The sequence below is a fragment of the Mycobacterium shigaense genome (assembly GCF_002356315.1).
Taxonomy (GTDB): Bacteria; Actinomycetota; Actinomycetes; order Mycobacteriales; family Mycobacteriaceae; genus Mycobacterium; species Mycobacterium shigaense.
This window is the reverse complement of record NZ_AP018164.1, coordinates 4,449,820-4,461,170: the sequence shown is the minus strand read 5'-3', so window position 1 is coordinate 4,461,170 and position 11,351 is coordinate 4,449,820. Positions and strand designations below refer to the sequence as shown.

The 11,351-nt window shown below is 68.2% G+C and carries 13 protein-coding genes and 1 pseudogene; 8 read left to right on the top strand and 6 right to left on the bottom strand.

Features of this window, described 5'->3' with window-relative positions; translation table 11 throughout:
* Positions 1–61 precede the first annotated feature (61 nt).
* Positions 62–841: pseudogene (locus MSG_RS20760) on the top strand (DUF3027 domain-containing protein); the annotation flags it as partial.
* A gap of 176 nt (positions 842–1,017) precedes the next feature.
* On the opposite strand, the gene MSG_RS20755 reads toward MSG_RS20760, so the two are convergent.
* Entirely contained in the window at positions 1,018–1,473 is a 456-nt protein-coding gene (locus tag MSG_RS20755) for an SRPBCC family protein (RefSeq protein ID WP_096442580.1), read from the bottom strand.
* A 29-nt stretch (positions 1,474–1,502) separates the two neighbouring features.
* The gene (locus MSG_RS20750; RefSeq protein WP_096444704.1) at positions 1,503–1,778 is read right to left on the bottom strand and encodes a DUF2530 domain-containing protein; all 276 of its coding nucleotides are present in this window, start codon (positions 1,776–1,778) and stop codon (positions 1,503–1,505) included.
* 98 nt (positions 1,779–1,876) lie between these two features.
* Between MSG_RS20750 and MSG_RS20745 the strand changes: the two genes are divergently transcribed.
* The 3 genes from MSG_RS20745 to MSG_RS20735 are packed head-to-tail and all read left to right on the top strand — an operon-like array spanning position 1,877 to position 3,410.
* Complete coding sequence (locus tag MSG_RS20745) at positions 1,877–2,308, top strand: Rv0880 family HTH-type transcriptional regulator (protein WP_096442578.1); 432 nt, start codon at positions 1,877–1,879, stop codon at positions 2,306–2,308.
* Positions 2,305–3,129, top strand: a complete 825-nt coding sequence (locus MSG_RS20740; protein ID WP_096442576.1) for a TrmH family RNA methyltransferase — start codon at positions 2,305–2,307, stop codon at positions 3,127–3,129. The genes MSG_RS20745 and MSG_RS20740 overlap by 4 nt, the downstream gene beginning before the upstream one ends.
* Positions 3,126–3,410 carry a DUF2537 domain-containing protein gene (locus MSG_RS20735; RefSeq protein WP_096442574.1) on the top strand — a complete coding sequence of 95 codons (285 nt, stop codon included), beginning with the start codon at positions 3,126–3,128 and terminating at the stop codon, positions 3,408–3,410. Before MSG_RS20740 ends, MSG_RS20735 begins: the two co-directional genes overlap by 4 nt.
* Before the next feature lie 16 nt (positions 3,411–3,426).
* Here MSG_RS20735 and sepH read toward each other — a convergent pair whose 3' ends face one another.
* The gene (gene sepH, locus MSG_RS20730) at positions 3,427–4,221 is read right to left on the bottom strand and encodes a septation protein SepH (RefSeq protein WP_096442572.1); all 795 of its coding nucleotides are present in this window, start codon (positions 4,219–4,221) and stop codon (positions 3,427–3,429) included.
* Positions 4,222–4,400: 179 nt separating this feature from the next.
* Positions 4,401–5,519, bottom strand: a complete 1,119-nt coding sequence (serC, locus tag MSG_RS20725) for a phosphoserine transaminase (RefSeq protein ID WP_373421215.1) — start codon at positions 5,517–5,519, stop codon at positions 4,401–4,403.
* 239 nt (positions 5,520–5,758) lie between these two features.
* Here serC and MSG_RS20720 point away from each other — a divergent pair, with 239 nt between their 5' ends.
* On the top strand, positions 5,759–6,784 hold the full coding sequence (locus MSG_RS20720) for an AurF N-oxygenase family protein (RefSeq protein ID WP_096442570.1): 1,026 nt from the start codon (positions 5,759–5,761) through the stop codon (positions 6,782–6,784).
* A gap of 18 nt (positions 6,785–6,802) precedes the next feature.
* Positions 6,803–8,488 carry an FAD-dependent oxidoreductase gene (locus MSG_RS20715; RefSeq protein ID WP_096442568.1) on the top strand — a complete coding sequence of 562 codons (1,686 nt, stop codon included), beginning with the start codon at positions 6,803–6,805 and terminating at the stop codon, positions 8,486–8,488.
* Here the strand turns inward: MSG_RS20715 and MSG_RS20710 are convergent.
* On the bottom strand, positions 8,485–8,934 hold the full coding sequence (locus MSG_RS20710; RefSeq protein WP_096442566.1) for a VOC family protein: 450 nt from the start codon (positions 8,932–8,934) through the stop codon (positions 8,485–8,487). The genes MSG_RS20715 and MSG_RS20710 overlap by 4 nt on opposite strands.
* A gap of 125 nt (positions 8,935–9,059) precedes the next feature.
* On the bottom strand, positions 9,060–10,181 hold the full coding sequence (locus MSG_RS20705; protein WP_096442564.1) for a citrate synthase 2: 1,122 nt from the start codon (positions 10,179–10,181) through the stop codon (positions 9,060–9,062).
* A gap of 116 nt (positions 10,182–10,297) precedes the next feature.
* Here MSG_RS20705 and pdxH point away from each other — a divergent pair, with 116 nt between their 5' ends.
* Both pdxH and MSG_RS24990 read left to right on the top strand, forming a co-directional pair.
* A complete protein-coding gene (pdxH, locus tag MSG_RS20700; protein ID WP_105886902.1) occupies positions 10,298–10,924 on the top strand; it encodes a pyridoxamine 5'-phosphate oxidase in 627 nt (208 codons plus the stop codon).
* A gap of 112 nt (positions 10,925–11,036) precedes the next feature.
* Positions 11,037–11,267: a hypothetical protein gene (locus MSG_RS24990; protein WP_142404547.1), complete on the top strand. Its 231-nt coding sequence runs from the start codon at positions 11,037–11,039 to the stop codon at positions 11,265–11,267.
* Positions 11,268–11,351: the final 84 nt, after the last annotated feature.

Genomic DNA, 11,351 nt, shown 5'->3' with positions numbered 1-11,351 from the left:
GGGGCAACAGGGCGTGGCTCGCCAACCTAGTATTGGAGACGCAATGCAGGAAGGGAAAAGTGTGACCGGACCCGACGACGAATCCGCCGTGGCAACCGTGGCCGAGTGGCCGGAAGGGTTGGCGGCGGTGCTCACGGGCGCCGTTGACGCGGCCAGGGCCGCCGTCGAGGAGTTCAGCGGCGCGGACGCCGTCGGCGACTACTTGGGCGTCAGCTACGAGGATCCGGACGCCGCCACGCACCGATTCCTGGCCCATCTGCCGGGCTATCAGGGCTGGCAGTGGGCGGTCGTGGTGGCGGCCTACCCTGGCGCCGATCACGCCACGATCAGCGAGGTAGTGCTGGTTCCGGGGCCGACGGCGCTGCTGGCGCCGCAGTGGGTGCCCTGGGAGCAACGGGTCCGGCCGGGCGACCTGAGTCCCGGAGATTTGCTGGCCCCGGCGGCCGACGACCCGCGGCTGGTTCCCGGATACACCTCCAGCGGCGACCCGCAGGTCGACGAGACGGCCGGCGAGATCGGCCTGGGTCGGCGCTGGGTGATGGGCGCCTGGGGCCGGGCCGAGGCCGCCGAGCGTTGGCACACGGGTGACTACGGTCCGAGTTCGACGATGGCGCGGTCCACCAAGCGCGTGTGCCGCGACTGCGGGTTCTTCCTGCCGCTGTCGGGATCGCTGGGCGCCTTGTTCGGCGTGTGCGGCAACGAGATGTCCGCCGACGGGCACGTCGTCGACAAGCAGTACGGCTGCGGCGCCCACTCCGACACCCCCGCTCCCGCGGGCAGCGGCTCACCGGCGTACCACCCGTACGACGACGGCGTCCTCGACATCGTGGAGACTCCGGCCGCGACACCCGAGGCTACCGCCGAAGCACCGGAACCCCCGGCTGAGACGTCCCCGGGGCCGGAGGCCTCGGCGGAAGCGGCGGAACCCGTCGCCGAATCGGCGGAAGCGGCGGAACCCGTCGCCGAATCGGCGGAGCCGTCAGCCGAATCAACTGAACCGCCAACGGATCCGCCCGACTAGCTCTTTTCGGCGGCGGCTTTGATGTTCGCCAGCGATACGGTCATGCCGTCGACCAGTTCGCGCTCGAATTTCGAGGTGCCACCCATCAGCGCGTTGATGGACAGGCTGGATACGGCGCTGACGCCGTTCTCGGCGTGCCGGCTCTCTATCACCCGGGTGCCGTGGCTCCGGGGCTCCAGCTCATAGCTCCAGATCGTGTTGTTGGTGTTGACGCGGAACGCCAGTTTCTGCTCGGGGACGACTTCGACGACCGTCGACGTGGTGGTCCAGAAAAGTCGATTGCGGCGGTTGAGGTTCAGGGTACGGGTGCCTGGGCGCAGCGGGCCGAAGGATCGCATCCAGCGACACTGCGGGCTCCACTGCGGCATCCGCCGCAAATCCGAAATCAGCGCCCAGACCTTCGCGGGTGGCGCATCGATATCGACCTGCGCTTGTAGTAGCGGCGCTACCATGGCTCCTCCGACGTTGAGGTTGATGAATGCTATTCGCGGTTGATGAACGTCTCGAGGCCGGACTGAGCGCCGCGGACACCACGGCGAGCCTGGGCGAGCTGCAACAAGAAGATGCCGGTGCCGATGACTCCGGTGCCCAGCCCGGCCAGGGCCACGGGACGCCAACTCTCCAACGCCGGTACGAGAAAGGCGGCGACCGCGACGGCCAACCAGCCCAACGCTCCGCTCACGATGAACGGCCACGGGCGTAGCAGCGCCGGCGGCAGGGGCGGCGGCTCGGGGCCGTGGCCAGGTTCGGCGCTCATCGCGACCAATCTAACCCGGCACCCGAGCCGGCTGGTTCGACGTCCGCGCTTCGCCGTTTCTGATGTCGATTTCGCGGGTTCCGATGTAACCTCGCGCCATGCCTGACAGCGATGCGCGGCTGGCGAGCGATTTGTCGTTGGCCGTCATGCGGCTGTCCCGCCAATTACGCTTCCGCAATCCTTCGTCGCCCGTGTCGCTTTCGCAGCTGTCGGCGTTGGCGACGCTGTCCAACGAGGGCCCGATGACGCCGGGTGCGCTGGCGATTCGCGAACGCGTGCGACCCCCGTCGATGACCCGGGTGATCGCGTCGCTGGCCGACGAGGGCCTGGTGGATCGCGCCCCGCATCCCGTGGACGGCCGCCAGGTGTTGGTGTCGGTGTCGGAGTCGGGCGCCGAATTGGTCAAAGCGGCCCGGCGCGCCCGCCAGGAGTGGTTGGCCGAACGGCTCGCGACGCTGGACGCCGACAAGCGTGCCGTCCTGCGCGAGGCCGCCGACTTGATGCTGGCCCTGGTCGACGAAAGCCCGTGAGCGACGCCCTCGACATTCAGGACGTCACCGATCCCGACGATCCGCGGCTCGACGATTTCCGCGACCTCAACAGCATCGACCGTCGCCCCGACCTGCCGACCGGCAAGGGGTTGGTGATCGCCGAAGGCGTGCTGGTCGTGCAGCGCATGCTGGCGTCCCGGTTCAGCCCGCACGCCCTGCTCGGTACCGAGCGTCGGCTCGACGAGCTCAGGAACGACCTGGCCGGCCACCAGGCGCCGTTCTATCGAACCTCCGCCGATGTGATGGCTCGAGTCGTCGGCTTCCACCTCAACCGCGGCGTGCTGGCCGCGGCGCGGCGGGTGCCCGACACCGGCGTCGCGGCGCTCCTCGATGGTGCCCGGACGCTGGCCGTGCTCGAGGGCGTCAACGACCACGAGAATCTGGGATCGATCTTTCGCAATGCGGCGGGGCTCGGCGTCGACGGAGTGGTGTTCGGCAGCGGATGCGCCGATCCGCTCTACCGCCGCGCCGTCCGAGTGTCGATGGGCCACGCGCTGTTGGTGCCGTTCGCGCGGGCCCGCGATTGGCCCGGTGATCTGGAGATGTTGAGGGAGCACGGATTTCGATTGTTGGCGATGACCCCGCGGGGCGACGCGCACGCGTTGCCGGAGGCGATGGCGGCCGTCGGTGACCACCGCATCGCCGTGTTGGTCGGCGCCGAGGGACCCGGCCTGACAGCGGCCACCCTGCGGCTGAGCGACCTGCGGGTACGCATCCCGATGTCGCGCGGGACCGACTCGTTGAACGTCGCGACAGCGGCCGCTCTGGCGTTCTACGAGCGGGCTAGGCTCGGCTCATGAGCGGCAGACTCGGCCCGAGCCGCCCGGCCGCGCCGTGGGCGACGGGCCTGACCGTCGCCGGATTCGTGGCCGCCGTCGTTGGGGCGGCGATCGTCGTGCTCAGCCTGGGACTGATCCAGGTGCATCCGCTGCTGGCCGTCGGGCTCAACGCCGTCGCCGCCGGGGGACTGGCGCCGACGCTGTGGGGATGGCGGCGCACGCCGGTGCTGCGCTGGTTCGTGCTCGGTGCCGGAGTCGGTGTGGCGGGCGCGTGGCTGGCGTTGCTGGCCCTGGCGCTGTAGCGCCGCGGGCCAGCGCTCAGCGCTGCCCGCCCGAGCGGACTCCCAGCAGCACATCCTCCCAGGCGGGGATGACCGGCTTGCCGCGCCGGCTGTGCACGGGCTGCTCGCGGGGCTCCGGATCCTCCGGTTTGGCAGCGGCCGACGAGGGAACGACCGGCGACGCCGGCTTGGGGGCTTCGTCGAAGTCGACGTGGGCCACCCGCGCGACCGGCCGCAGCGGTCGTTCGAAGCTCGGGTCGATGAGCTCGCTGGCACCGTCGTCGATCGCGGTGACGATGCCGCCGTGGGCGCCGGGAGTGAAGCAGAAGTGTGCCAGGTTGTCGGACCGGCCGACCTTCCAGGCCAGCTGGACGGTCCAGCGGCCGTCCTCGGTGCGCCAGGCGTCCCAGCTCAGGCCGTCGGTGCGCAGACCGCGGGCTACCATGGCCGCACTTACCGTTTCCAGCAGCGTCATCACCGCGGGGCCGTCGGCCAGCTGGGGGTGCGCGGCGGTTGCCAGCTCGGCGGCGCGGAAGCGCTCCAGCAACACCGGGTGGGCGAACCGGCGGACCCGCGCGATGTCGGAGCCCGACGAGGTGGCGACCTGCTCGACCGACGCGCCGGCGCGGATCTTTGCCTGAATCTCTTTGGGGCTCAGCATGTTGGTGACTTCGATGTCGAGATGCGGCTGCTCGGGCGGGGCGGGCTCGCCCCGCAGCAGGCCGCGCAGTCGGTCGTCGGCCGCCAGCTTGAACTGTTCCGCGGGTTCATCACCCTCGCAGATGACGTATTTGCTGTCAGCGTCGAGCCCAACAATTTTGAGTTCCCGCATGGCCTCTCCTCGCAGGCTTTGTGCAGGTCAGCGACGACCCGGCACTGTCCGCACTTTAGTCCAGCGCATGCCCATTACCTGTGCTGACACGCTGGGCGGCGTGCGCGCGGATGGCGGCGCGACGGCAGTGAATTTGTCTGGCTTCTCGGCCGCCCGTTGCGGGCCGCGTCGTCGCCGAACTACAGCCGTTCGACGACCCAGTCGACGCACTGCGTCAACGCGCTGACGTCGTCGGGTTCGACCGCCGGGAACATCGCGATGCGCAACTGGTTGCGGCCGAGTTTGCGGTACGGCTCGGTGTCGACGATGCCGTTGGCCCGCAGCACCTTGGCGACCGCCGCGGCGTCGACGTCGTCGACGAAGTCGATCGTGCCCACCACCTGCGAGCGCAGCGCGGGGTCGGTGACAAACGGCGTCGTGTAGGCCCGCTCTTCGGCCCAGGAGTACAGCCGCTGCGAAGAATCGGCCGTGCGCTTGACCGCCCAGTCCAGGCCGCCGTTGCTCAACAACCAGTCGATCTGCTCGGCCATCAGCGCCAGTGTGCCGATCGCGGGCGTGTTGTACGTCTGGTCCTTCAGGCTGTTCTCGACCGCGATCGGCAGCGACAGGAAGTCGGGGACCCAGCGCCCGGAGGCGGCTATGGCCTCGACCCGGGCCAGCGCCGCGGGGCTCAGAATGGCCAGCCAAAGGCCGCCGTCGCTGGCGAAGTTCTTCTGGGGCGAGAAGTAGTAGGCATCGGTGTCGCGGATGTCGACGGGCAGGCCACCGGCGCCGGAGGTCGCGTCGATGAGAACGAGCGCGTCGCCGGCCGGGCGGGACACCGGCACCGCGACCCCGGTCGACGTCTCGTTGTGCGCCCAGCCGACCGCGTCGACCGACGGGTCGGACTGGGGTTCGGGGGCCGTCCCGGCGTCGGCCTTGATGATGATCGGATCCCCGACGAAGGGGTTCTTGGCGACGCAGGACGCGAACTTCGAGCTGAACTCGCCGAACGACAGGTGTAGCGAACGCCTGTCGATCAGGCCGAACGCGGCCGCATCCCAGAATGCCGTCGCGCCGCCGTTGCCGAGGATGACCTCGTAGCCGTCCGGCACGGAGAAAAGCTCCGCGACGCCCTTGCGCACTCGGCCCACCAAGTTCTTGACCGGCGCCTGGCGGTGCGAGGTGCCGAACAGAGCGGCGGCCGTGGTGGTCAGCGCCTGCAATTGCTCGGGTCGAACCTTGGACGGACCGCACCCGAAGCGGCCGTCGCGGGGTTTGAGGTCAGCGGGAATCTGGAGCTGGTCAGCCATGCCCATCAGGGTAGTGAGCGCTCCTGAGGCGCCGACGCCGCGGTCCGTCTTGCGGTGCCGGCCGCGCGCCATAACGCCTGGTTGCCTCGCCCGCGGGGTTTCGTTCGGTGTGATGCGGGGCACACCGAAGACCTGACCACTGGTCAGCCCACAGCGCAATTGCGGTCCTGGATAATTCCCGGTACCTGCGGTACCGTCTAGACACAGCACGTCCAGATGTAAACCTCGTTGGGGAGGCTTGGATTATGGCCAGGACGCGATTGGTACGCCGGTGGCGGCGCAATATGGAGGTGCGCGACGACGCCGAGTACGTGAACATGCTCGCCACACTGTCCGAGGGGTCGGTGCGGCGAAACTTCAACCCCTACACCGACATCGACTGGGAGTCACCGGAGTTCGCCGTCACCGACAACGATCCCCGGTGGATCCTGCCGCAGACCGACCCGCTGGGCCGTCATCCCTGGTATCAGGCCCAGTCCGACGAACGCAAGATCAACATCGGCATGTGGCGGCAGGCGAATGTGGCCAAGGTCGGTCTGCATTTCGAGTCGATCCTGATCCGCGGCCTGATGAACTACACGTTCTGGGTGCCGAACGGATCCCCGGAATACCGGTATTGCCTGCACGAATCGGTCGAAGAGTGCAACCACACCATGATGTTCCAGGAAATGGTCAACCGCATCGGCGCGGACGTCCCGGGCATGCCGCGGCGGCTCAAGTGGCTCTCGCCGCTGGTTCCCCTGGTGGCCGGGCCACTCCCGGTGGCGTTCTTCATCGGAGTGCTCGCCGGCGAGGAGCCGATCGACCACACGCAGAAAAACGTTCTGCGCGAAGGCAAGTCGTTGCACCCCATCATGGAGCGAGTGATGGCGATTCACGTCGCCGAGGAAGCGCGGCACATCTCGTTCGCCCATGAGTTCCTGCGCCGTCGGTTGCCGGAGCTGACCAGGAGGCAACGGTTCTGGACCGCCCTGTACCTGCCGCTCACCATGAAGATGCTGTGTCGGGCAATTGTGGTGCCGCCCAAGCAGTTCTGGCAGGAGTTCGACATCCCGCGCTCGGTCAAGAAAGAGCTATTCTTCCGCTCTCCGGAGTCGCGCAAGTGGCTCAGCGACATGTTCGGTGATGTGCGGATGCTGGCCTACGACACCGGGCTGATGGACAACCGGTCGGCTCGGCTGATGTGGCGGATCTGCAAGATCAACGGCAAGCCGTCGCGCTACCGCAGCGAGCCGCAGCGCCAGCACCTGGCCGCCGTGCCGGCCGCCTAGGTTCACGCGAGTTCTTTTATGCCGCACGTTATTACCCAGTCGTGCTGTAACGACGGGTCCTGCGTTTTCGCCTGCCCGGTGAACTGCATCCACCCCTCGCCGGACGAGCCGGGCTTCGCGACGACGGAAATGCTCTACATCGATCCGGTCGCCTGCGTGGACTGCGGCGCATGCGTCAGCGCCTGCCCCGTCGGCGCGATCGCGCCAGATAGCCGCCTGGACCCCAAGCAGCTGCCGTTCGTCGAAATCAACGCCTCGTTCTATCCCGAGCGACCGGCGCACGAGAAGCTTCCGCCGACGTCGAAACTGGCGCCCGTGCTCCCGGCCGCCGAGGTGCATGTCCGCCGCCGGCCGCTGACCGTAGCCATCGTTGGGTCGGGTCCGGCGGCGATGTATGCCGCCGACGAACTACTCACCCAGCATGGAGTACGGGTTAACGTTTTCGAAAAGCTGCCCACACCTTATGGATTGGTGCGCGCGGGCGTGGCACCCGACCACCAGAAAACCAAGAGGGTGACCCGGTTCTTCGACCGGGTCATTCGCCATCGTCACTTTCGCTTCTATCTCAACGTCGAGGTCGGCAAGGATGTCAGCCACGCCGATCTGTTGGCTCACCATCACGCGGTGCTCTACGCGGTCGGTGCCCACGACGACCGCAGGCTGGACATCGACGGCATGGGTCTGCCCGGCACCGGAACCGCCACCGAGTTGGTCGCGTGGATCAACGGCCACCCCGACTTCAGCGATCTCCCAGTCGATCTCGGCCACGAGCGCGCGGTGATCATCGGCAACGGCAACGTCGCCCTGGATGTCGCGCGGGTGCTCACCGCCGATCCCGACGCACTGGCTCGCACCGACATCGCGGACCACGCACTCGCAGTGTTGCGCCGTTCGGCGATCCGCGAAGTGGTGATCGCCGCGCGGCGCGGGCCCGCCCACTCCGCGTTCACCCTGCCCGAATTGATCGGGCTCACCGAGACATCCGCGGTGGTGCTCGATCCCGGGGATTTCAAGCTCGTCGAAGCCGACCTCTCGGCCGAGCTCGACCCGTCGACCAGAACCAAACTGCAGATTCTGCGCGAACTCGGCGACAGTTCCGGGCCGGGTATCGACCGCCCACGCATCCGGCTGGCCTATCAACGCACTCCGCGACGAGTGCTCGGTGAGCAGCGCGTCACCGGAGTGGAATTCCAACTCACCGGCACCGAGGACATGTGCCGGATCGACGCTGGTTTGGTGTTGACGTCGATCGGCTACCGCGGCAAGCAGATCCGCGACCTTCCGTTCGACGAGTCGGCCGCCCTGGTGCCGAACGAAAACGGCCGCGTCATCGATCCCGCCTCGGGCCGGCCGGTTCCCGGCGCCTACGTCGCCGGGTGGATCAAGCGCGGTCCCACCGGGTTCATCGGCACCAACAAGTCCTGCTCGTTGCAGACGGTGCACGCCCTGGTGGCCGATTTCAATGCCGGCAAGCTGACCGACCCGATTGGCCAGCGCGAGGCGCTGGACGAATTGGTGCACGCCCGCCAGCCCGACGTCGTGGATTCGGCGGGCTGGGCGGCCATCGACGCCGCGGAGATCGCGCGCGGCAGCAACGACGGACGCCCGCGCAACAAGTTCACCGACGTCGCCGACATGCTCGCGGCCGCCGCGACCGCGCAGCCGGCGCCGCGACGCCGGCTGCTGGCGCGCCTGCTCGGCTAGCCGCCCGACATTGCCGCCTGGATCTCCTGCGGGCTGACCTCGCGCACGGGCTCGCCCAGCGACCAGCGGTGGCCGAACGGGTCCTCGACCACGCCGTAGCGGTCGCCCCAGAACTGATCTTCCAGTGGAACGACCACGGTCGCGCCCGCGTCCAACGCCTGCTGGAACTTGGCGTCGACGTCGGCGACGGTCAGGTGGATCGTCACCGGTGTGCCGCCCAGCGAGGTGGGTGTCATGGACTTGCCGCCGCAGACCTCCGGAAAGTCATCGTTGAGCATCACCGTGGCGCCGTTGATGCGCACCGCGGCGTGCACCAGTTTGCCGTCCGGGCGCGGCACCCGGCCGATCTCCTCGGCTCCAAAAGCCTTGACGTAGAAGTCGATCGCCGCGGCGGCGTCGTCAACCACGAGGTGGGGAGAAACGGCAGGTTCGATGTTGATGGCCATGATGGTCTCCTTGCTGTCGGTGTCCGCGGCCAGCCGGCGAAGACTGGCTCACGGTTATTGACTGCATCCGCGACGCAAACTCATCGCGGCGGAAACCATTCAATCCCCGGGCACCGACAAAAAGGTTAAGCGTGAGTGAGAACCCGGTCCCAGCCTTCGACGGATTCCGGGCTGCGGGGCCCCGGCCCCACGTAGATGGCCGACGGGCGCACCAGCTTGCCGAGCCGCTTCTGCTCGAGGATGTGGGCACACCAGCCGGCGGTGCGCCCGCAGGTGAACATCGCCGGCATCATGTGGGCGGGCACCTGGGCGAAGTCGAGGATGACCGCGGCCCAGAACTCGACATTGGTCTCGATCGCCCGGTCCGGCCGGCGCTCGCGCAGTTCGGCGAGGGCCGCCTGCTCCAGGGCGACCGCGACATCGTGGCGGGGCGCCCCCAGCCGCTCCGAGGTCGCGCGCAGTACTCGGGCCCGCGGGTCCTCGGCGCGGTAGACGCGATGGCCGAAGCCCATCAGCTTGTCGCCGCTGTCCAGGATCTTCTTGACCAGACCACGCGCGTCGCCGGTGCGTTCGACCTCCTCGAGCATCGGCAACACGCGGGCGGGGGCGCCGCCGTGCAGCGGTCCGCTCATCGCGCCGATCGCCCCGGACAGCGATGCGGCCACGTCCGCGCCGGTGGAGGCGATCACCCGCGCGGTGAAGGTCGAGGCGTTCATGCCGTGCTCGGCGGCCGACACCCAGTACGCATCGATGGCCTCGACGTGCCGCGGGTCGGGCTCGCCTTGCCAGCGAGTCATGAAACGTGCTGTGACCGTCTGGCATTCGTCGATGACGCGTTGCGGAACGGCCGGCTGGTATATGCCGCGTGCGGACTGCGCCACGTAGGACAGGGCCATGACCGACGCGCGGGCCAGCTGGTCGCGGGCGGTGGCTTCGTCGGTGTCGAGCAGCGGCTTGTATCCCCAGATGGGCGCCAGCATCGCCAGGCCCGCCTGCACGTCGACGCGAACGTCGCCGGTGTGGATCGGCAGGGGGAACGGCTCGGCGGGTGGCAGCCCGTGGCCGAACTTGCCGTCGACCAGCAGGGCCCAGACGTCACCGAAGGTGACCTGCTGATCCACCAGGTCTTGGATATCGACACCGCGGTAGCGCAGCGCGCCGCCGTCTTTGTCGGGCTCGGCGATCTCGGTGGTGAAGGCCACTACACCCTCGAGGCCGGGGACGAAATTTTCCGGGACCACACTCATACGAAAATTCTTGCACCCCGGGTCTGGGGCATTGCTACCGGCTGGTAGCAACGGCCGGTAGCGTTGGCGCGATGGCAGGATCAGACCCGAATACAGACGCTGCCCACCTGCAGCGGATGCGCACTGAGTACGGGTCCGTCGAGCGTGACGGCAGCCCCGACCTCGACGCGGACTGGCTGGCCGATGGCTGGCTTGCCCTGTTCCGTAAGTGGATCGACGACGCCGAACGGTTCGGTCTGGCCGAGCCCAACGCCATGGTGCTGGCAACTGTCGCCGCCGGCCGGCCGGCGAGCCGGTCGGTGTTATGCAAGGGCGCCGATGAGAGCGGAATCTCCTTTTTCACCAACTATGAGTCCGCCAAGGGCCTCGAGTTGGCCGAGAACCCGTACGCGTCGGCGACGTTTCCCTGGTTCCAGCTGGGCCGGCAGGTCCACATCCGCGGCCCGGTCACCAAGGTGGATCCGCAGGTCACCGCCGATTACTGGGCCAAACGGCCGCGCGGTTCGCAACTGGGCGCCTGGGCGTCGCGCCAATCGCAGCCCGTCGCGTCGCGCAAGGCGCTGCTCGAGCAGCTGACCGAGGTGACCGCGCGCTTTGCCGATTTCGAGAGCGTCCCGGTGCCGCCGGGCTGGGGCGGCTACCTCATCGCCGCCGAGGTAGTGGAGTTTTGGCAGGGCCGGGAAAACCGCGTGCACAACCGGATTCGGGTGGTCGGCGGCGACGTCGAACGTCTGCAGCCGTAGTCAGGCGTTCTCGGCGCTCCAGTCGGCGGTGAAGCGCTGCATCGCGGGTATGCCGCTAGGGGTCAGACTCTGCCCGATGGACTTCTCAAGCCGTCGTCTGTGGGTTCGAGCCATGCGGCCGCGTAACTCGTCGAAGGAATTGGGCATCACGACCCGTTCTTACCCGCTGGTGGGTTGGTCGAACCTCGCCAGCGCGGCGTCGAAGTCCGCCCTCGCCAAACACCTCGCTGAGCAGATCTCCTGCGACCGTGAGGACATCGGTATGGGCCATTCGGCGTCGAAGTCGTCTGAGGTCGTGGTGGACGCGTGGGTGATGACGGCCCCAGAAATAGTCAACCGATGAACGGTCTCCATGTAGGTGCTGGTAGGTGTGGCCTCGGCGAGCCCGGCACTGAGGCATGCGTCAGGTCGCCCGAGGCGATCGCAA